This window comes from Microbacterium testaceum StLB037 (assembly GCF_008763945.1).
In the GTDB taxonomy this organism is placed as follows: domain Bacteria; phylum Actinomycetota; class Actinomycetes; order Actinomycetales; family Microbacteriaceae; genus Microbacterium; species Microbacterium testaceum_G.
In genome coordinates, this window is record NZ_VTQH01000001.1 from 1,771,571 (window position 1) to 1,791,388 (window position 19,818).

Consider the following 19,818-nt stretch of genomic DNA (forward strand, 5'->3'; position numbering starts at 1 on the left):
CAGGGGTCAGGCGGCCCCGGGCATTCCCGAAGGAAGAGTCCACTCTGACGCGGCTCACGCTAGCAGAAGTGTTGGACGATTGCGCATCTTTTGTTTTTTGCAGCGCATAAGTCGGGAAGCGCGGAATTTCCCGTGCCCCCGCAGGAGGGAGTGCGCGCAGTGAGTTTGCTCTGATCAGGGTCGCGCGCCGACGAGGTGGCGTGTTATGTTCGCCGCGTGATCAAAGTTGACCATCAGCCGTCATTACTCACCGTTCGAGGCGTGACCAAGTCCTTCTCCGGCGTGCGGGCCCTCCGCGGCGTCGACCTCGACATCGTCGCCGGCGAGGTGCACTGCGTCCTGGGGCAGAACGGCGCGGGCAAGTCGACCCTGATCAAGACGCTGGCCGGGGTCCACCGCCCCGACGAGGGCGAGATCCGCTGGCTCGGCGAGAGCGTCGAGATCGCCGATCCCGACGCCGCTATCGAGCTGGGCATCGCCACGATGTACCAGGAGCTCGACGTCGTCGACGGCCTGACGATCGCCGAGAACATCTTCCTCGGCCACGAGATCTCGCGCGGGGGCTTCACCCACCGCTCCGAGGCGGCGCGACAGACGCGCGAGCTGCTGAAGCGCCTGGGGCACGGGGGGCTGTCGCCGCACACCGAGGTCGGCACGCTGAGCGCCGCCAACAAGCAGATCGTGAGCATGGCGCGAGCCCTGTCTCACGACATCAAGCTCATCATCATGGACGAGCCCTCCGCCGTCCTGGACTCCCAAGAGGTGAGAAACCTCTTCGCGGTCGTGCGCGAACTGACCGCGGCCGGGATCGCCGTGGTCTACATCACGCACCGCCTCGAGGAGATCCGCGAGATCGGTGACCGCATCACCGTCATCAAGGACGGCGCGACGACGGCCAGCGGCCTCGCGGCATCCGACACCCCTACCCCCGAGCTGATCCGGTTGATGACCGGCCGCGAGGTCACCAACGTCTTCCCCGAGCGCGCTCCGATCGACCCCGAGGCTCCCGTGGTCCTCGACGTCGAAGGACTGGCCCTCAACGGGGTCTTCTCCGACGTCTCGTTCTCGGTGCGGGCGGGGGAGGTCGTCGGACTCGCGGGTCTCGTCGGCTCGGGCCGTTCGGAAATCCTCGAGACGGTCTACGGCGCGCGCAAGGCCTCGGCCGGCCGGGTCCGCGTCCGTGACCGGGAGCTTCCCCGCGGGTCGGTCCGCGCCGCCGTGCACGCCGGTATGGGGCTGTCGCCGGAGGAGCGCAAGAGCCAGGGCCTCGTGCTGGACGAGCCGATCTTCGTCAATATCGCGCTCGCCTCGATGAAGCGATTCGCCAAGGGCGGCTTCCTCGACGACCGTGCTGCGCGCAAAGTGGCGCGCGAGCAGATCGACGCCTTCGAGCTGCGTCCCGCCGACCCCGATCGCCCCGCCCGTACGCTCTCGGGCGGTAACCAGCAGAAGATCCTGCTCGCCCGCTGGCTGGTCCACGGCACGAACGTGCTGTTGCTGGACGAACCCACCCGCGGCGTCGATGTCGGGGCCCGCGCCGAGATCTACTCCCTCATCCGCGATCTCGCCGCCGCCGGCAACGCCGTCGTCGTCGTCTCCAGCGAGATCGAGGAGGTGCTCGGCCTCGCGGACGTCGTCCTCGTCGTCGCCGACGGGCGCATCCTGAGCACCCTCCCCTCCCACCAGATCGACGAGCACGGCGTGCTCGATCTCGTCATGAAAGGATCCGCCGCGTGAGCGAGCCGACCACCCCGACCCGTGCGCGCACGGTTCCCGCCCAGGCCGGCCTGGCGCCGGCCACCCCGTCATCGGCGTCGCCGCTGAAGACCTTCTTCTCCGGTTCCGCCGGACGCAACATCGGTCTGGTCATCGCGCTGATCGTGCTGATGATCGTCGGCGCGATCAGCGCGCCGGGGACCTTCCTCACCGTCGACAACATCTTCGTCATCCTGCGCCAGGCCTCCATCACCGGGGTGGTGGCGATCGCGATGACCCTCGTCATCATCGCCGGCGGCATCGACCTGTCGGTGGGGTCGGTGGCCGGCCTCACCTCGGTGGTCGGCTCCCTCGCGGTCGTCCAAGACCTCGCCGACTCGATGCACTGGGTCGTCCTGATCCTGTTCGCCCTCGGAGTCGGCGCCCTGGCTGGACTGATCAACGGCATCGTGATCGCGTACGGCAACGTCGTGGCGTTCATGGCCACGCTCGCCATGCTGGTGGGTGCGCGCGGCCTCGCGGAGATCCTGGCCGAGCGCCGGACGCTCGTCGTCAGCGACCGCGGCTTCATCACCTTCATGAACGCCGACATCCTCGGCGTGAACATGCTCATCTGGATCTTCGCGATCGTCGCCGCCCTCGGCTGGGTGCTGTTGAACCGCACGACCTTCGGCCGTCGTACCGTCGCCATCGGCGGCAACCGCGAGGCCGCGCGCCTAGCCGGCATCAACGTCAAGCGTCACGTGATGTGGCTGTACGTGCTCGTCGGACTCGCGTCCGGAATCGCCGGCGTCATGTACCTGGGCCGCACCACCGCGGGAAGTTCCACGAACGGTCAGTTGCTCGAGCTCGACGTCATCGCGGCGGTCGTCGTCGGCGGCACCCTGCTCGTCGGTGGTCGGGGCACGATCACCGGCACCGTGTTCGGCGTCCTCATCTTCGCGACGTTGACCAACGTCTTCATCCAGAACAATCTCTCGTCTTCGGTCCAGGCGGTCGCGAAAGGTGTCATCATCGTGGTCGCGGTGCTCCTGCAGCAGCGCTTCTCCCGTCCCCCAGGACGGGGCTGACGACCCCTTGTGCCGACGGCGGCTGCGTGATTCGCGTAGCCGCCGTCGGTATGTGGATGGAATGCATGGCTAGTGATGGTGTACTGAGGGCGTGAAGACGATGACGACAGATTCCGTGCAGTCGGTCAACGGTGTGAGCCAGTTGTTCCAGCTGCTGCGCGACGGCGTTCCGCGGACGCGAGCGGAGCTGGCCAAATCGACCGGCCTCGCCCGATCGACGGTCGCCGTGCGCGTCGACGAGCTCATGCGCATGGGCCTCATCACCCCCGTCGCCGACGCGGTGTCCACCGGTGGTCGGCCGCCCTCGCAGTTCGCGATCAACCCCGCCGCGAAGGTCGTCGTCGCCGTCGACCTCGGCGCCTCGCACGCGACGGTCGCGATCGCCGACCTCACCGGAAAGGTGCTGAGCGAGCGCACCGGCGACATCGACATCGCGACGGGCCCCGAGCCCGTGCTGACGTGGCTGGTCGAGACCGCGAAGGCCCTGCTCTCGGAGTCCGCCCGCTCCTCCTCCGACGTCGCCGCGATGGGCATCGGCGTCCCCGGCCCCGTCGAGCACTCCACGGGCCAGCCGGTGAATCCGCCGATCATGCCCGGCTGGGACCGCTTCGACATCCCCGGCTGGATCAACCAGCACATGTCCGTGCCGGTCCTCGTCGACAACGACGTCAACATCATGGCCCTGGGCGAGCGCAGCGTCGCGTGGCCCGCCGTCGACCACTTCATGTTCGTGAAGGTCGCCACCGGCATCGGCACCGGCATCATCTCCGACGGCCGTCTGCAGCGCGGGGCCCAAGGCATCGCCGGAGACATCGGCCACGTCCAGGTCGCGCGCGGCGCCGACATCCCGTGCCAGTGCGGCAACCGCGGATGCCTCGAGGCCCTGGCATCCGGCCCCGCCATCGCCCGAGCCCTGCGCGCGCAGGGGATCGAGGCGCACACCGGCTCCGACGTGGTCGACCTCGTCAAGCGCGGCAACATCGATGCGATCCAGGCCGTGCGTCAGGCGGGCCGCGACATCGGCGAGGTGCTGACCACCTGCGTGAGCCTCATGAACCCCTCGGTCATCGCCATCGGCGGCTCGATGGCCCGTGTCGGCGAGCACCTCATCGCGGGCGTCCGAGAGGTCGTCTACACCCGCTCGACCCCTCTGGCGACGGAGTATCTCTCGATCGTGCAGTCGGTCGCCGCCGAGAAGGCCGCCGTGATCGGTGCGAGCATGCTCGCCGTCGAGCACGCCCTCGCCCCCGAGTCGCTGAACGCCGCGTTCCTGCGCGCCTGACCCGCGCCGGGTTGCTGCCGCGCGCACCACTCCGGCAGATCGGTGGGTTTTGCGGACCCGAAGGGCCGCGCTCGCGCGATGCGCAGGAATTGTGCGCCCGAGCCGGGGCGCCCGGTTCGGAGGGGCCGCTGCGCCACGCCGGGGCGGCGACGCGTGCACAACTCCTGCAGATGGGCGGGTTCTACGCCCCCGAGGGGTGTCGACCGTGCGTTGTGCAGGAGTTGTGCGCCCGAGCCGCGGCTCCCGCCGGTTCCCGGTGGGGTCGGGCGGCTGCGTCGCGTCGGGCGGTGTCGTGTGCACAACTCCTGCAGACGGGCGGGTTGTGCCGCCCCGAGGGGTGTGGACCGTGCGTTGTGCAGGAGTTGTGCACCCGAGCCGCGGGTTCCCCGGGGGTTCCCGGTTCGGGCGGGCCGCTGCGCCGCGTCGGGGCGGTGACGCGTGCAAAACTCCTGCAGAGGGGCGGGTTTCGCGCCCCCACGGGCCGTCGACCGTGGGGTGTGCAGGAGTTGCGCGCGCGCGCCGGGGTTTCGGGCCGGCGGGCGGGTGGGCAACCGGTCCGGCGTGCACAACGGCGGACGGTTTCGCCGACACACCGGTTCCGGATGCCGTGAGTTCGGCGTGTCGAGAATTCCCCCGCGGCCGTGCCCGGCGCGTCGCCCGTCCCTCCGGTGGCATGACGCAGGATATCTGCGGGCGGTGGGCCTCCGGGGCGGGCGAAGACGCCCCGACCGGGTCGATGTTCCTGCGTTGTAGCCAGGCCGGGGCCGGGGCGAGACGGGAGGTGGGGCCAGCGCACGAGGAACGCCCGCCGTGCCGCAGCACGACGGGCGTCGTCGATCGCCCGCGGTGGGGAGTGTCCCTCTCCCCACCGCGGGCGGGTCTCAGGGCGACCGGCGCGAGGCGCGGGTCGAGGCGCCGCCGGGGGAGTCGGTCGAGCTCTCGGCTTCGGATACGCCCCCGGCCGGCACCGGCTCGCGATCCTCGCCGGTGCCCTCGGCATCCGTCCCCTCGGCATCCGATCCGGATCCCTCGGCATCGGCTCGGGCGGCGGCCACCGCAGCCTCGATCTCGCGCGCGTGCGCGGCCTTGCGGCGTCGGGCGGCGACGATGCGCCACGCGACGAGCAGGGCGAGGGCAGCGATGATCGCGAGGGCCGTCCACGGCACGGCGGCGGTCGCGGCGGCGCCCTGCGAGACGAGCGGGTCGAGGGCCGAGGGCTCGGCGCCGGCGAGCGTTCGCGACACGACCTGCGAGGTCGCCGTCACATCCGCCGACAGCAGCACGAGGGGAACGATCCCGGCGACCTCGACGGTGCGCTCCAGCGAGCTGCCCGGGAGCAGTTCCGGGGCGTCGTCGGCCGCGGTCACGCGCGCCCAGCCGAACGGGCCGCCCAGGGCGACCTCGACGTTCGGGTCGAGGCGCGTGTTGCCGGTGTTCGTCAGGGTGTAGCTGACGGTCGCCGACCCGGTCTCCACGGGGTTCGCGGTGCCGTGGTAGTCGACGACCACGTCGCCCACGACGAGGGCGGGGGCGAGGTCTCCTTGGACGCGCAGGTGCACGCGCGAGCCGAGGCGACGCTCGGTGACGGTGCCGTTGTCGGCGGTCACGAGCATGGATGCCACGATGCCGGCGGCGTAGTCACCGGGAGCCGCGCCCGCCGGGACGGCGATGGTGAAGGGGACCTCGGCGCTCGCGCCGCTGTCGAGGGTGAGCTCGGGGGACTCGATCGAGACCCAGCTGCCGAGGTCGGTGGATTCCACGCCTCCGGCGAGGATGTCGAGGGCCCCGTCTTCGGTGAGGAAGCCGTCGGCGGCGTAGACGCGGAGGGTGATCGGCTCGGGGCTGCGGTTCGCGACGTAGAGGGCGTCGCCGACGGTGCCGCCGGGCAGCAGGTCGTAGGCGTAGTTGGGCCGGTCGCGCCCTTGCGCGGTGTCGGCGGGCTTCACGCTCCACGTCACGGTGGTGTCGGCGGTCGGTGCGGCGGCCGCGGAGGCGCCAAGAGGGGTTCCCAGCAGCAGCGCGAGGCCGGCGAGGAAGGCGAGGAGGAGTCGGAGGGGACGGGGGGAGGTCTGCGCCTGGGACATGGGCGTGGCTTTCGGGTCGGAGGGTCCCGTCGGGGCCGGCTCTCGCGGAGCGCGACCCCGACGGGGTGGGGGGATCAGCTGAGGGCGGTCAGCGTCACGGTCGCGGTGTAGGTGCCGCGGGGGGTCTCGAGCGGGAGCTTGAGATCGAGGTCGGCGCCCACGAGCGACGAACCGCGCTCGTGTCCGTCGTTCGCCTGGGCGAGGGTGCGGGCCACTGACAGGCCGCGGCCCTGGTCGAAGCCGGATGCCACGGGGGCTCCGGCCACGGCGCCACCCTGCGTCTCGATGACCTCGGGCGTCCAGCCGAGGTACTTGCTCGACACCTCCTGGCCGGCGGCGGCGAAGTTCGACACCTGAGCGGTCAGCGACCATCCGGGGTTGCCGGCGCGGGTGTCCTGGATTCGGATCGGCACGATCTCACCCGACGCCGCATAGTGGTCGAGGTTCTCGGTCGCCACCCCCAGGTCGACGAGGCGCGACGTGCCCTCGATCGACCACGTCAGCTCGCCGGAGCCCTGACCGGGCACGGTCACCGCGATCGCCTGATCGCCCGCGGGGGGAGCGGTCGGCGCCTCGCCCGTGTAGTCGCCCGTGGTCGAGCCGGCGCGGACGCCCGCACCGAACGCGGCCGCCGGGGAGTTGCCGTCGAGCGCGAGGGCTCCGTACACCGTGGTGTTCCCCACGCGCAGGTTGGCGGTGTTCCCGGTGAGCGAGAGCCCGCCGCCGATCGAGTTGGCGAAGGCGTCGGAGCCGCCGTCGGCGGTGGCGCCGATGAGCACGTCGCGCGAGCTACCGCTCACCGTGACGTCGCCCTTGACGACCGCGCCGGTCAACGACACGCCCCAGCCCGAGCCGTCGATCGACACGTCGGCGCCCACCGAGGTGCGCACGACGTCGACGTAGTTCGCCTGCTGCGTGAGCAGCGAGCCCGAGATCGCGCTGTCGACGACCTCCACGTCGATGCCGCCGGCCTCCACCGAGCCGCCGACCTTCAGGTCGTTGACGTAGAGGAAGCCCACGGTGGTGTCGGCGGAGTACGCGCTGATGTCGCCCGCGACGCTGGTGCCGTCGAGCGAGACGCCGTACGCGTCGGTGGCGACGACGTCTCCCGTGACGGTGACCGAGGTGGCATCCAGCCATCCGCCCGCCTCCACGACGATGTCGCCCTCGACGGTCGCACCGCCGAGGACGCAGTCCGCACCTCCCGGGACGATCAGGTTGCCCGAGACGGTCTGGCTGCCCAGGTCGTCGGTGCAGGTGAGGTCGGCCGCGTACGCGGGGACGGCGACGACGCTGCCCCCGATGACGAGGAGGCCGACGGTGGTCAGTTTCGTGATTCTGTTCATCAGTTCTTCCTCGTCGCTCAGCCGCGCAGGGCCGCGATGTTGTCGTAGCTGCGGTCGGCGTTGGCGAGCGAGTCCCCGGGGTTGACCGGCACCGTGGAGGCGTTGTCCTGCTCGAACATGCCGAAGCGCTGGCCGCGGTCGCGCAGCTGCGACAGGAACGCCGTGTAGTCGATGTTTCCGGCGCCGAACTCGACGATGTCGTAGCCGTTGGCGCTGTTCGGGTTGATCTTGCCGTCCTTGAGATGCAGGATCGGGAACCGCCGGGGGTCGCGCTTGATGTAGTCGATCGGCTCGAACCCGGGGTACAGGTGCTTTCCGACGTGCGCCCAGTAGACGTCCATCTCGAAGAACACCGTCTCGGGGTTCAGGTTCGCCCAGTACAGGTCGTAGATGCGCTCGTTCGTGTCGGTGGTGAAGCCCCACTCCTGGGCGTGGTTGTGCAGGTAGAGCTTGATGCCCGCGGCGCGTCCCTTCTCGCCCATCTGATTCCACGTGCCGATGGCCTGCATCCAGGCGTCCTTCGCGAGGGGGCCGCCGTAGCCGCCCGCGATCGGGCCGCCCTGGCCGAGGTGCGGCATGCCCAGCACATGTGCGATCTCGAGCTGCTGGTCGATGTTGGCCGGGGTGAGGTTGACGTGGGCGCCGGTCGCGCGCAGGCCGTTGTCGTCGAGCAGCTGGCGGATCTGCTGCGGAGTGATCGCGCCGACGTTGCCTTGGGTGTAGCCCGCGAACTCGATCTCCGAGTAGCCGATGCGGGCCAGTTCCTCGAACACCGCGCGGAAGCCCAGCGAGCTGACCTTGTCGCGGACGGTGTAGAGCTGGATGCCGATGCGGTTGACGGGAACGAGACGCTTGCCGGCACTGACGGGCGGGGCGGCCGCCGCGGCGCGCGCGCCGAAGGCGGTGGATGCCGAGGCCGCGGCGGGCATGGCGGCGGCGCCGATGCCGACGGCGACGGACGACGCCGCCAGGGCCTTGAGCAGGGTGCGCCGGCTCATGGGCCGATCCGGCACCGTGGGGTGCGCGTGGTCGTGGTGGTGACTCATGACTCTCCTTCGAGGTGGGTCCGCCCCGGGGCCGGGGACGACCGGTGAGGGTGGTGGGGGCCGCGGGATGCGACCCCCACCGGGGTGTTACTTCTTGACGGTCAGGCTCGCGCTGCCGCTGCTCTTCGCGATCCCCGTCGAACCGGTGTACGACGCCTGCACCTGGTAGGCGCCCTCCGCGCTGAGCTTGGGCAGGGTCACCTGGACCGTGCCGTCCGCGCCGAGCGTGCCGGTGAGGGTGGCGACGACCGCGTTGTTGCGACGGATCGTCACCGTGGCGTCGCCGGTCGGGACGATGCCCGTCGACGAGGCCACCTGTACCGTGGCGGTGGCCGCCACGGCGGGCTTGACCGGCGTCGGCGAGACGGCGACCGAGGTCGTCGACTTCGCCTGCGAGACCGTGAGGCGACCGATGCCGGCCGAACCCTTGAACGTCTCGTCGGCCCCGTAGGTGGCCCGCAGGGTGTGCGTGCCGACCGGGAGGTCCGCCGGGAGGGCGACGACGGCGTTGCCGTCGCCGTCGAGCGTCGCCCGACCGAGCTCGGTCTCGCCGACCGTGAGCACGACCTCACCCGTGGGGGCGCCGCCGTCGCCGCGCACCGACACCGTCACGTCGCCGGGGGCGCCGTAGGTGACGCGCGGGGAGCCGAGCGTGACGAGCGTGCGGGTGTCGACGGTCGGCTCGTTCGGAGCGTCGAGGTCGATCGTGAACGACACCGAGCCCAGCTCCGACACGTTGCCGCCGGTGTCGGTGGCGCGGTAGCGGAGGTCGTACGTGCCGTTCTGGTCGAAGGTCACGCCGTACTGCTGGTTGGCCGCGAGGTTCGTCCAGGTCGCGCCGTTGTCACGCGAGTACTGGACGCTCGCGAGTGTGCCGTTGTCGGCGGCCTGCACCGAGAAGCGGACCGGCTCATTGAACACGCCGCCGACACCCGTGGGGGTGGCGGGGGCCAGCGTGTGCGCCACGGTGGGGGGCGTGACGTCTCCGACGCCGTCGCCGACCATGGTCAGCGCGTCGACCGCGAGGTCGTCGGCGGAGGTGACGTAGAGCGCTCCGGTACCCTCGGGGGCGTCGAAGGCGATCTCGACGTCCTTCCAGCCGTTGCCGCCGGGGATGGTGGCGGTCGCGAAGGGCTCGGCGTCGGCCGCTCCCCAGCGCAGCTGGACCTCGCCCGCGCCGCTGGCGCGGACCACGGCTCCATCGATGCCGGCGAAGTTCACCGGGTCGAAGGCGAGGTAGTCCCCCGAACCGAGACCGCGGATGGCATTGCCGCCCGAGGCGGTCTCGTCGGCGTAGACCACGACGCCCTCGCGACGGATCGCGTGCTCGGCCTGCTGCAGCTTCGGGTTCAGGCGAACGGTGGCCTCACCCGTGGCCGGCGGCAGTCCGTTGGCACCCGCGTCGGTGTAGGTGACCACGACCGCGCCGTAGAGCAGGGCGCCGGGGCCGTGCTCGGGCGAGTTCGGGTCGGTGCGGAAGACGCCGGTGCAGCCCGTGCCCGAGACCTCGGGGTGGGCGTGCTCGTCGTGGCCGAGACCGTAGGTCCAGCTGACGCGCGAGCATTCCGTGGCGTCGCCGTCCTCGGCATCCGTCGTCGTGACCTGGAAGGGGATCGCCTGACCCCAGTCGAAGAACGCGCCGTTACCGGGGAAGGCCACCGTCACCTCGGGGGCCTGGTTGCCCACCGAGATGGTGCGGGAGGTGAGGCCGAAGCGGCCACCCGGGTCGGAGACGCGAAGACGCGCGGTGTAGTTCGCGATCTCGGTGTACGTGTACGACGCCGTCACGCCGGTCGCGTCGTAGGTGCCGTCGCCGTCGAAGTCCCACTCGTAGGTGAGTGCGTCCCCGTCGGGGTCGGTCGAGGTCGACGCGTCGAACTCCACGGTCAGGGGCGCCTGCGACGACGAGGTGGGCGTCGCGGTGAAGCGCGCCTGGGGCGACTTGTTCCCGGCGACGTAATCGATGCGGTACAGGCCCGCGTCGGGGTTCGCGCGGAAGAAGCCGTCACCGTAGTCGAGGACGTACATCGAGCCGTCGGGCCCGATCTCCATGTCCATGGGGTTGTCGTGCGGGGGCTGACCGAGGGTGCTCAGCGCCGCATTGGGCAGGAAGTCCTCGATGTCGCTGACCTCGAACGTGTCCCAGTCGAGGGTGAACGCGGCGATGTAGTCCTGCGAGAACTCGCCCATGAAGGCCTTGCGGTCCCAGTGCTGGGGGAGCTTCGTGGGGGAGGGGTTGGTCTCGTCGTAGTGGTAGACGGGTCCGCCCATGGGACCCTGGCCGGTGCCGGCGCCGAAGTTGACCAGCTCGTCCCACGGCTGGTCGCCGGGGTTGTCGCCGTACCAGAGGGTGGCGGGCTGCGCCGGGGGCAGGTCGACGAGACCGGTGTTCCAGCGCGACTCGTTCTTGAGGTTCTGCGGGTCGAAGAACGCGCCCGGCGTCGCCGTGGCGAAGTCCCAGTCGTTGTACGCCTGGTTGTCGGCGTGGACGTAGGGCCATCCGGCGTTCTGCGGCTCGTCGAGGCTGATGGCGTTCCACTCCACCAGGCCCATGGGGCCGCGACCCGCGGTCTCGGCGACGGCCTTCGTCGCGTCGGGGCCGTAGTCGCCCCACGACAGCGAGTTGGTCTCGATATCGACCTCGATGCGGAACGGGTTGCGCACGCCCATCACGAAGATCTCGGGGCGGGTCAGCTCGGTCCCGGGGGCGAACAGGTTGCCCTCGGGGATCGTGTACGACCCGTCGTCTTCGACGTGGATACGCAGGATCTTGCCGCGCAGGTCGTTCGTGTTGCCGGCGCCGCGACGCGAGTCGAACCCGGGGTTCATGCCGGGGGCGTCGTTGGTGGGGGTGAACCCGTTCGCGCCCGGAGTGGATGCCGGGGTGTTGTCACCCGTGCTCAGGTACAGGTTGCCGTCGCCGTCGAAGCCGATGTCGGCGCCGACGTGGCAGCACTGACCGCGCTGGACCTCGACGTCGAGGATCACCTGCTCGCTCGCGAGGTCGAGGGCGTCGCCGTTCCACTGGAAGCGGGCGAGACGGTTCACGCCGACCCACTGGTCCCAATAGGACTCGTCGGCTCCCGCGGGCAGGCTGTTCGGCGCGTTGCCGGTGGGGGTGTCGGCCACGCCGTCGCCGTCGGCGTCGCGCGGGGAGTAGACGAGATAGACCCAGTTGTTGTTCTCGAAGTCGGGATCGATCGCGACGGTCTGCAGCCCGTCCTCCGAGTTGGCGTACACGTCGAGGGTGTTGATGATGCGGGTCACGCCGGTGGCCGGATCGGTCAGGCGGACGTCGCCGTTGCGCGCGGTGTGCAGGACGCGCTTGTCGGGGAGGACCGCGAGGTCGATGGGCTCGCCGACGTCCTTCGTCAGCAGCACGCGCTCGTAGTTGCTCCAGTCGAGGGCACCGCCGTCCTCGCCGGTGTCACCGGGGTCGGGCGTGCCCGGGTCGGTGGGATCGCCGTGATCGCCCCCGGGGTCTGCCGTGCCGTGGTCGTGTCCGTCGTGCGCGAAGGCGGGGACGGGGGTGGCGGCGAGGGCGCCCAGACCCAGCACGGTGGCCGCGAGGGCCGCCGTCAACCGGGTCCGGACGACCGGATGCCGAGAAGTAGAGTTCATCGTGAAACAGCTCCTGTGAATGCGTTCGAGTTGTTTTCACCGGGTCGCCACACAGTCGGTCTCAACGACTGATCGTGGCGGCCCGGGCTCTTCCTGCGGTGGCGGTCGGCCACACGCGTGTCTGCTCCTTTACTCTTCGTCGAGTCGGAAGGGGTCGCCGATCACCGCTTCTCAGGCGGCAAGTACGGCGAGCCTCGGGGGGATGAGGGTCCAGTTGTGGGGGACCGTGCTCGTCGTCATCCTGACGGATGTTTTTCCATAGGTCAATCAAAAGTTGCGTAATCCGCACACAACAAAAGTGCGTCTAACGCGAACCTTGTGAATTTCACCCGTCGCGGGCTAGCATCGCCGCACGGTGCGTCCTGCGCCGATCCCCCCACCCGTCGGCGAAGAGGCCGACACGGCCGAGGAGGCCTCATGCTCCATGGACTGACCGGATGGCACCTGCTGATCGTCCTCGCGGTGGTCGTGCTCCTGTTCGGAGCGGCCAAACTCCCCGCACTCGCACAAAGCGTCGGGAAGTCGGCCCGCCTGTTCAAGGGCGAGCTGAAGGCGATGAAGGACGACGACGCGGCGCCGGTCGCCGAGGCGTCCACTCCGGTGCCCCCGCAGCCCCGGGGTGCGGCCACCGTCGCCGACCCGCCGCCCACCCACTGACCGGCCCCGGGTCGATGAGCGACGCCGGCAGCGTGACGACGTACGGGAGCGCGCCGTGTTCTTCGGTCTGACGATCGAGAAGCTCATCCTGATCGGTGTGATCGCCGCGGTGCTCATCGGTCCGGAGCGCCTGCCCGCAGCGGCCGAATCGCTCCGGCGGGCGATCGTGCACGTCCGCGGTCTCGCGAGGTCTGCGCAGGAGCGCGTGCGTGAGGAGCTCGGCCCCGAGATCACCGACGTCGACTGGCAACGACTCGACCCCCGCCGCTACGACCCGCGCCGCATCGTGCGCGAAGCCCTGCTCGCCGACCCCTCCCCGATGGGCGAGCCGGCGCCGGTTGCCGGCCCTTCACCGGTGGTCCCGCCCGCGCCGACGGAGCCGGTCGCGTCCGCCCCGGCGCCGGTCGTCCCGCCGGCGCCGACGGAGCCGGTCGCGTCCGCCCCGGCGCCCGACGCGTCCGCCCCGGAGCGTGTCGCCTCCACCCCGGCGCGGGTTGCGTCCTCTCCGGCTCCCGCCTCGCCGGCCGATCAGGTCGAGGGTGCGCCCGAGTCCGCTTCCGACGCCTCTCGCGAGGCGCGCCCCGACACCGTCCGCAGCGCCGACACCACCCGCCGCACGGCCGCATAGGCCAGGGCGTCGGGTCGGACGAGGGCGTCCACGTGACGCACCAGCGACAGGTCGGCGAGGGGGCGTAAGACGAGGCCGTCGACGGCGAGGGGCGTCGTCGTGATCCGCGGCATGACGGCGACCGCCGCTCCCGAGCGCACCACCTCGGCCGTCACCGAGAACTCGTTGATGCGGTGGGCGACGTCGAGGGGGCGGCCCACGTGCGCGGCGAGGTGGTCGAGCACTCCCGCGAGCGGGAAGCCGGCGTGCACCGACACCCACCTCTCGTCGGCGAGGTCGGATGCGCGCAGCTCCCCGCTTCGGGCGAGCGGGTGGTCGGCGGGAAGGGCGATGTCGAGCGGCTCTTCGAGCAGTGACACCGCCACGACCCGGTCCTCGGGCCAGGGCTCGTCGTGCGCGAGTCGGTGCGCCACGACGATGTCGTGGTCGGCGGTGAGACCGGGGAAGTCCCGGTGCGCGACGTCGGCGTCGGACAGGTGCAGGGGCGGGGCGCCGTCGAGCAGGCGCAATAGCGGGCCGAAAAGAGCGAGGCCGGCGCTGTGGAAGGCGGAGACGCGCACCGGGCGGTCGCTCGCGTCGAGGAACGCGCCCACGGCCTCCCGCGCCGCCACGATCGCCTCGTCCACCCGGGTGCCGGCCGCGGCCAGGGCCTCCCCGGCGGGCGTGAGCGCGAGGGTGCGTCCGCGACGCGTGGTGAGGGCGACGGGGGCATGCGCCTGCAGAGCCGCCAACTGCTGCGAGACGGCCGACGCCGAGACGTGCATCGCTTCGGCCACGGCGGCGACGCTTCCGCGGTCGCGCAGCTCGCGCAGAAGACGGAGGTGAGCGGCATCCATAAGTCCGAACTTACGGGACGGTGAAGAAGAATGCCGTTGTTCTTCTCTGTCCGTCCCGCGAAGGTGGACGCATGACCCGCCGCGCGCCCGAACTCGTCGTCGACGTCCTCCTCATCGCCGTCGCCGCGGTGTGGGGAGCGAGCTTCCTCGCCGCGAAGGAACTCGTCGCCGAGACGGGGGTCGCCTCCGGCGTGGCCCTCCGCTTCCTCGTCGCCGCGATCGCCCTCGGCATCCTGTGTCTTCTCCGGCGGGAACGGATGCCGCGCGGCCGGGGTCTCGCGATGGCCGCTCTGCTCGGCTGCTCGCAGGCGGCGGTGATCGGGCTCGAGACCGCGGGCGTGCACCTGACCTCGGCGACGAACGCGGGTCTGCTGATCAGTCTCGCCCTCGTCTTCACCCCCGTGCTCGAGAGCGTCGCGGCGCGCTCGTGGCTGCCGCGGTCGTACTTCGTCGCGGCCGTGGCGGCGGTGGTCGGGGTCGCCCTGCTCGTCTCGGGCGGGGGCCTTCGCGCACCGAACCCGGGAGATGCGCTCGTCATCGCCGCCGCGGTCGTCCGCGCCTTCCACGTCACCGCCAGCGGACACCTCACCCGCGGCCGGCGGGACAGCACCCTCGCCGTCGTCTTCATTCAGCTGCTCGTGTGCGCCCTGGCCTCGTCGGCCGTGGCCGGCGCCGACCTGCCCCGCGCGGTGGTGGGGCTCTCGGCATCCGGGTGGGTGGACGTGTTCTTCCTCGGGCTGCTGTGCTCGGTATTCGCTTTCGTGGTGCAGCTGTGGGCGGTGCGGCGCACGTCGGCGACCCGCGCGAGCATCCTCATGGGGACCGAGCCCGTGTGGGCGCTCGCCGTGGGGGTCGCGATCGGCGGCGAGGCCGTCGGCGCCCCCGGGCTGGTCGGCGCCGCGCTCATCATCGCCGCCTCGTACGCGGGTCAGGCGATCGAGCGTCGGCACCGCCGCGCGGTCGGGGCTCCCGTCCCCACCCCCGCGGCCCCGTCTCGCGCGGCCCCGTCTCCCGCCGCCGCGCGGCCGGCCTCGACCCCCGAGACTGCATCTCGCTGACATCCCCGCGTCACCCTGACTCCTCTTCGTCAGCACGATGCACTCTCGCGCTCCCACGTGCCGCGGCGCCCGCCCCCGCCCGGACGGCGACGCGCCCCGACCCGACGCCCCCGCCGCCGCGCGCGCCGCCGCGCGGCCGTAGGCTGGAGGCATGCACGGCGAGTACAAGGTCCCCGGCGGGAAGCTGGTCGTCGTCGACCTCGAAGAGCGCGAGGGGCGCATCCACGGGTTCCACCTCGCGGGCGACTTCTTCCTCGAGCCCGACGACGCCCTCGACGACATCGACGCGGCCGTGAACGGCCTGCCGGTGGAGTCCGACGTCCCGACCATCGCCGCGGCCATCCGCGCGGCTCTGCCCGAGGGGGCGCAACTGCTCGGCTTCACGCCCGAGTCGGTGGCGACCGCGATCCGCCGGGCGCTGGTCACCGCTCCGGGCTGGGCGGACTTCGAGTGGGAGGTCGTGCACGACGGCCCCGTCTCTCCCCGCATGAACCTCGCTCTCGACGAGGTGCTCACCACGCGCGTGGGCGCGGGGCTGCGAAAGCCCACGCTGCGACTGTGGGAGTGGGACGAGAGCGCGGTCGTGATCGGCTCGTTCCAGTCGCTGCGCAACGAGGTCGACCCGGCGGGTGCCGAGAAGCACGGCTTCGACGTCGTCCGCCGCATCTCGGGCGGGGGCGCCATGCTCATGGCCGCCAACTCGATCGTGACCTACTCGCTCTACGTCCCGGCATCCCTCGTCGCGGGAATGACCTTCGCCGACTCGTACGCCTTCCTCGACGACTGGGTGCTCCAGGCCCTGCGTTCGCTCGGCATCGACGCGGTGTACCAGCCGCTCAACGACATCGCCGGCCCCCACGGCAAGATCGGCGGGGCCGCGCAGAAGCGTCTCGCCAACGGTGGCGTGCTGCACCATGCCACCCTCAGCTACGACATGGACGGCCAGGTGCTCACCGAGGTCTTGCGCATCGGGCGGGAGAAGCTCAGCGACAAGGGCACCGTGTCGGCGGCGAAGCGCGTCGACCCCCTCCGCAGCCAGACGGGTCTGCCCCGCGCCGAGGTGATCGAGCGCTTCATCCAGACGTTCACGACGCTGTACGGCGCGACGCCCGGCCACATCACCGACGACGAGTACGCCGAGGCCCAGGCCCTCGTCGACTCGAAGTTCGCCACCGACGCGTGGCTGCAGCGCGTCCCGTGAGCGTCGAGGTCGTGACCTCCGCCCCCGAACCCGGCCGCGTCGAGATCCACCACGCCGACAATCTCCGCGTGACCCCGTCCTACCCCGACGGGTCGTTCGCGCTCGTCTACCTCGACCCGCCCTTCAACACCGGGCGCACCCGCTCGAAGGCCGTGGAGTCCGCGACGCGCAGAGCGCCGGTGGAAGAGGCACCGGATGCCGAGGAGCCCGAGGTCGCGGCATCCCTCGACGATCCGAACATGCTCGACTTCCCCGAGGAGGAGCCGCCTCCGCCGCCCGTGGTGCAGCGCGGGTTCCACGGTCGCGAGTACGCGCGCCTGCGCGGCGACCTGCGCACCTACGACGACCGTTTCGACGACTACTGGGGCTTTCTCGAACCGCGGCTGGTCGAGGCGTGGCGGCTGCTCGCCGACGACGGCACGCTCTATCTGCACCTCGATTACCGCGAGGTGCACTACGCCAAGGTCATGTGCGACGCGCTCTTCGGCCGCGACCACTTCTTGAACGAGCTGATCTGGGCCTACGACTACGGCGCCAAGACGAAGCGACGTTGGCCGACCAAGCACGAGACGATTCTCGTGTACGTCAAGAACCCGTCGTCGTACTTCTTCGACTCCGACGCCGTCGACCGCGAGCCCTACATGGCCCCGGGGCTGGTGACGGCCGAGAAGGCCGCGCGCGGCAAGATGCCCACCGACGTGTGGTGGCACACGATCGTGCCGACCACCGGGCGTGAGAAGACCGGCTACCCGACGCAGAAGCCCGAGGGGGTGCTGCGCCGCATGGTGCAGGCCTCGAGCCGGCCGGGTGACCGCGTGCTCGACATGTTCGCCGGAAGCGGCACGCTCGGGGCGGTGGCCGCCCCGCTCGGGCGGCATTCGGTGCTGATCGACGACAACGCCGACGCGGTGGCCGTCATGACCACCCGCTTGGAGCCCTTCGTCGGCTGACGCTCGTGGCGGCTCGCCCTCCGGGGCCCGACGTCAGACGCGCGAGGCCACGAGCGCGTCGACGAGCTGCGCGATCTCGGTCTCACCGACCGCGTACGGCGGCACCGGGCGCCCGCTCGTCGCGATGAGGACTGCGACCGGTCGCTCCGAGCCGATGTCGAGGGCCTGGGCGAGCTGTCCACCGAGGTCGAGTGCCGACGGGGTGCGCGGGCCGTCGGCCGTGCGCGCGGGAGCGTTCCAGTCGACGCCCGGGCCCACGGCGTAGACGACGCGGACATCGAGGAAGGCTCCGAGGGCGTCGGCGTTCTGGTCGAGCAGGTCGACCGCCCGTTCGCACCGTCCGCACAGGGGCTGTCCGAAGAGCAGCAACTGACCGCGCCCGCGCACGGCCTCGGTGACCACGTCGAAGACGAGGCCGTCTTCGCGGATGAGCGGCGGCCGACGGTGCAGGATGTCGGCCGCGGGCAGCGCGCCGCGGACCCCGGCTCGCGCCGCGAACGCACCAACTAGGAGCAGACCCCATCCGGTCGCGACGGCGAGGGCCACCTCGACGGGGTCGCTCACGAGCACGGCGACGGCGGCGGGCTCGTGAGCAGTCGACGACGCGGCGCTCGCCGTGGTGAGGATCAGCGCGCCGAGCGCGAGCAGGCTGTTGCGCCGCACCAGCGCCCCCGAGACGGGCGTGCGGTTCCACCGGCCGAAGCACCCGCACTCCTCGACCGAGCCGCGAGCGACGGCACGCGCGGTGAGGACGGTGAAGCCGGCGAGCAGCAGGGCGGTGGCGGTCGCGGCGAGCAGGCGCGCCTGGCCGTCGAGGGTGAGCAGGGCGAGGCCGAGAGCGATCTCGGTGAGCGAGACGGCTGCGACCACCGTCCGCGCCGGACGCACCGGAACCCGCAGGGCCGACAGGGTGCGCGGTGCATCGTCGAGCGCGACGAGCTTCGCGACGCCGCTCGAGACGAGGAAGGGGGCCGCGACGACCAGAAGGCAGAGAGTGAGGGGGTTCATAAGCAGAGGGGCGCGGGGGCGCGCCGAATCAGCATGCCGCGCGGTCTACCCGCCAGGCGCGCACGCCGGCCCGGTTTCACCCCGTTCGGGCCCCGACCTCGCCCGCACCCGGCCGCCGAGCGTCGCGGGTGCCGCTCCGGGCGTCTCGCCGTCTCGTGTTCCGTCCCTCGGCCCCGCGCGGGGCTCGACGCGCCTAGGGTGAGGCCATGGACTTCGGCATCTTCGTACCGCAGGGCTGGCGCTTCGACCTCGTGGGAATCGACCCCTCCGAGCACTGGCGGGTGATGAACTCCCTCGCCCAGAGCGCCGATGACGGGCCCTGGACCTCGATCTGGGTCTACGATCACTTCCACACCACCCCCGTGCCGAGCACCGAGGCCACCCACGAGGCGTGGACGCTCATGGCCGCTTTCGCCGCCGCGACCGATCGCGTGCGCCTCGGCCAGATGTGCACCTGCATGGGGTACCGCAACCCCGCGTATCTCGCCAAGGTCGCCGCCACGGTCGACGCGATCTCGGGCGGTCGCGCCGAGATGGGCATCGGCGGCGGCTGGTACGAGCACGAGTGGAAGGCCTACGGTTACGGCTTCCCTCCCATCGCCGAGCGCCTCGGGCGCCTGCGCGAGGGCGTCGAGATCATGCACCAGGCCTGGACGACCGGAGAGGCCACCCTCTCGGGCAAGTACTACGAGGTCGACGGTGCGATCGTGCAGCCGAAGCCGCTGCAGCCCGGCGGCATTCCGCTGTGGATCGCCGGCGGCGGCGAGAAGGTCACGCTCAAGATCGCGGCGAAGTACGCCTCGTACACGAACTTCGGCGGTTCACTCGAGGAGTTCGACCACAAGTCCGAGGTGCTGCGCGGGCACTGCGAGACCCTCGGCCGCGACGCGAGCGAGATCACCCGCTCGACGAACTTCAACACGATCGTCGCCGAGACCGAGGCCGAGGCGTCCGACCGCCTGGCCGCCGTGGTCGCGCGCCTTCGTCCGCACGTCGGCGACGAGCGGGCGGATGCCATCGAGGCCGACTACCGCTCCTCCGACGCGTTCGGCACCCCCGAGCAGATCGTCGAGCGCCTGCGCGAGCGCGCCGCCCACGGCCTCGGCTACGCGATCCACTACTTCCCCGAGGCCGCGTACGACACCTCCGGCATCTCCCTCTTCGAGCGCGAGGTCGTCCCGCACCTCTGATCGGCGGCGCGGCGGCCCCGCGCGCATCACGCGTGAGTCGCCAGGATGTGTCGCTTCTCCCGCTCGTGAAGCGACAATTCTTGGCGACTCACGCGAGCGCGTGCGCGTTCGCGGGCGTGCGCGGG

At 71.3% G+C, this 19,818-nt stretch carries 15 protein-coding genes; 9 read left to right on the top strand and 6 right to left on the bottom strand.

What is annotated here, in order from left to right; genetic code table 11:
* Nucleotides 1-261 precede the first annotated feature (261 nt).
* The 3 genes from F9B98_RS08250 to F9B98_RS08260 all read left to right on the top strand — a co-directional run bounded on the left by F9B98_RS08250 (nucleotide 262) and on the right by F9B98_RS08260 (nucleotide 4,068).
* The gene (locus F9B98_RS08250; protein ID WP_150955461.1) at nucleotides 262-1,737 is read left to right on the top strand and encodes a sugar ABC transporter ATP-binding protein; all 1,476 of its coding nucleotides are present in this window, start codon (nucleotides 262-264) and stop codon (nucleotides 1,735-1,737) included.
* Nucleotides 1,734-2,786, top strand: a complete 1,053-nt coding sequence (locus tag F9B98_RS08255) for an ABC transporter permease (protein WP_150955464.1) — start codon at nucleotides 1,734-1,736, stop codon at nucleotides 2,784-2,786. Before F9B98_RS08250 ends, F9B98_RS08255 begins: the two co-directional genes overlap by 4 nt.
* A gap of 100 nt (nucleotides 2,787-2,886) precedes the next feature.
* Nucleotides 2,887-4,068 carry an ROK family transcriptional regulator gene (locus F9B98_RS08260; RefSeq protein ID WP_150955467.1) on the top strand — a complete coding sequence of 394 codons (1,182 nt, stop codon included), beginning with the start codon at nucleotides 2,887-2,889 and terminating at the stop codon, nucleotides 4,066-4,068.
* An 881-nt stretch (nucleotides 4,069-4,949) separates the two neighbouring features.
* On the opposite strand, the gene F9B98_RS08265 is transcribed toward F9B98_RS08260, so the two are convergent.
* The 4 genes from F9B98_RS08265 to F9B98_RS08280 all read right to left on the bottom strand — a co-directional run bounded on the left by F9B98_RS08265 (nucleotide 4,950) and on the right by F9B98_RS08280 (nucleotide 12,165).
* Nucleotides 4,950-6,152: a hypothetical protein gene (locus tag F9B98_RS08265; protein WP_150955470.1), complete on the bottom strand. Its 1,203-nt coding sequence runs from the start codon at nucleotides 6,150-6,152 to the stop codon at nucleotides 4,950-4,952.
* Between the two features lie 74 nt (nucleotides 6,153-6,226).
* On the bottom strand, nucleotides 6,227-7,498 hold the full coding sequence (locus F9B98_RS08270) for a hypothetical protein (protein ID WP_150955472.1): 1,272 nt from the start codon (nucleotides 7,496-7,498) through the stop codon (nucleotides 6,227-6,229).
* Between the two features lie 17 nt (nucleotides 7,499-7,515).
* Complete coding sequence (locus F9B98_RS08275) at nucleotides 7,516-8,496, bottom strand: sugar phosphate isomerase/epimerase family protein (RefSeq protein ID WP_150955475.1); 981 nt, start codon at nucleotides 8,494-8,496, stop codon at nucleotides 7,516-7,518.
* Nucleotides 8,497-8,631: 135 nt separating this feature from the next.
* Nucleotides 8,632-12,165 (bottom strand): PQQ-dependent sugar dehydrogenase, encoded by a 3,534-nt coding sequence (locus tag F9B98_RS08280; protein ID WP_150955477.1) that lies wholly within the window; start codon nucleotides 12,163-12,165, stop codon nucleotides 8,632-8,634.
* A gap of 417 nt (nucleotides 12,166-12,582) precedes the next feature.
* Here F9B98_RS08280 and tatA point away from each other — a divergent pair, with 417 nt between their 5' ends.
* On the top strand, nucleotides 12,583-12,822 hold the full coding sequence (gene tatA, locus F9B98_RS08285) for a Sec-independent protein translocase subunit TatA (RefSeq protein ID WP_150955480.1): 240 nt from the start codon (nucleotides 12,583-12,585) through the stop codon (nucleotides 12,820-12,822).
* Between the two features lie 55 nt (nucleotides 12,823-12,877).
* Entirely contained in the window at nucleotides 12,878-13,450 is a 573-nt protein-coding gene (locus tag F9B98_RS08290) for a twin-arginine translocase TatA/TatE family subunit (RefSeq protein ID WP_150955483.1), read from the top strand.
* On the opposite strand, the gene F9B98_RS08295 is transcribed toward F9B98_RS08290, so the two are convergent.
* Nucleotides 13,351-14,286, bottom strand: a complete 936-nt coding sequence (locus tag F9B98_RS08295; protein WP_150955486.1) for a LysR family transcriptional regulator — start codon at nucleotides 14,284-14,286, stop codon at nucleotides 13,351-13,353. The genes F9B98_RS08290 and F9B98_RS08295 overlap by 100 nt on opposite strands.
* 71 nt (nucleotides 14,287-14,357) lie before the next feature.
* On the opposite strand from F9B98_RS08295, the gene F9B98_RS08300 reads away from it, so the two are divergent.
* The 3 genes from F9B98_RS08300 to F9B98_RS08310 all read left to right on the top strand — a co-directional run bounded on the left by F9B98_RS08300 (nucleotide 14,358) and on the right by F9B98_RS08310 (nucleotide 17,495).
* Complete coding sequence (locus F9B98_RS08300) at nucleotides 14,358-15,344, top strand: DMT family transporter (protein ID WP_150955489.1); 987 nt, start codon at nucleotides 14,358-14,360, stop codon at nucleotides 15,342-15,344.
* Nucleotides 15,345-15,495: 151 nt separating this feature from the next.
* A complete protein-coding gene (locus F9B98_RS08305; protein ID WP_150955492.1) occupies nucleotides 15,496-16,545 on the top strand; it encodes a biotin/lipoate A/B protein ligase family protein in 1,050 nt (349 codons plus the stop codon).
* 11 nt (nucleotides 16,546-16,556) lie between these two features.
* On the top strand, nucleotides 16,557-17,495 hold the full coding sequence (locus tag F9B98_RS08310) for a DNA-methyltransferase (RefSeq protein ID WP_225310265.1): 939 nt from the start codon (nucleotides 16,557-16,559) through the stop codon (nucleotides 17,493-17,495).
* 33 nt (nucleotides 17,496-17,528) lie between these two features.
* Here F9B98_RS08310 and F9B98_RS08315 read toward each other — a convergent pair whose 3' ends face one another.
* The gene (locus F9B98_RS08315; protein WP_150955496.1) at nucleotides 17,529-18,503 is read right to left on the bottom strand and encodes a MauE/DoxX family redox-associated membrane protein; all 975 of its coding nucleotides are present in this window, start codon (nucleotides 18,501-18,503) and stop codon (nucleotides 17,529-17,531) included.
* A 206-nt stretch (nucleotides 18,504-18,709) separates the two neighbouring features.
* Here F9B98_RS08315 and F9B98_RS08320 point away from each other — a divergent pair, with 206 nt between their 5' ends.
* Complete coding sequence (locus F9B98_RS08320) at nucleotides 18,710-19,693, top strand: LLM class F420-dependent oxidoreductase (RefSeq protein ID WP_150955498.1); 984 nt, start codon at nucleotides 18,710-18,712, stop codon at nucleotides 19,691-19,693.
* The last annotated feature ends 125 nt before the right edge of the window (nucleotides 19,694-19,818 follow it).

What these genes read in the sequence shown, in the direction of transcription:
- F9B98_RS08260 (WP_150955467.1), top strand. Translation starts at nt 2,887, where the DNA reads ATGACGACAGATTCCGTGCAGTCGGTCAACGGTGTGAGCCAGTTGTTC.
- F9B98_RS08265 (WP_150955470.1), bottom strand. Translation starts at nt 6,152, where the DNA reads ATGTCCCAGGCGCAGACCTCCCCCCGTCCCCTCCGACTCCTCCTCGCC.
- F9B98_RS08270 (WP_150955472.1), bottom strand. Translation starts at nt 7,498, where the DNA reads ATGAACAGAATCACGAAACTGACCACCGTCGGCCTCCTCGTCATCGGG.
- F9B98_RS08275 (WP_150955475.1), bottom strand. Translation starts at nt 8,496, where the DNA reads ATGAGCCGGCGCACCCTGCTCAAGGCCCTGGCGGCGTCGTCCGTCGCC.
- F9B98_RS08280 (WP_150955477.1), bottom strand. Translation starts at nt 12,165, where the DNA reads ATGAACTCTACTTCTCGGCATCCGGTCGTCCGGACCCGGTTGACGGCG.
- tatA (WP_150955480.1), top strand. Translation starts at nt 12,583, where the DNA reads ATGCTCCATGGACTGACCGGATGGCACCTGCTGATCGTCCTCGCGGTG.
- F9B98_RS08295 (WP_150955486.1), bottom strand. Translation starts at nt 14,286, where the DNA reads ATGGATGCCGCTCACCTCCGTCTTCTGCGCGAGCTGCGCGACCGCGGA.
- F9B98_RS08300 (WP_150955489.1), top strand. Translation starts at nt 14,358, where the DNA reads ATGACCCGCCGCGCGCCCGAACTCGTCGTCGACGTCCTCCTCATCGCC.
- F9B98_RS08305 (WP_150955492.1), top strand. Translation starts at nt 15,496, where the DNA reads ATGCACGGCGAGTACAAGGTCCCCGGCGGGAAGCTGGTCGTCGTCGAC.
- F9B98_RS08315 (WP_150955496.1), bottom strand. Translation starts at nt 18,503, where the DNA reads ATGAACCCCCTCACTCTCTGCCTTCTGGTCGTCGCGGCCCCCTTCCTC.
- F9B98_RS08320 (WP_150955498.1), top strand. Translation starts at nt 18,710, where the DNA reads ATGGACTTCGGCATCTTCGTACCGCAGGGCTGGCGCTTCGACCTCGTG.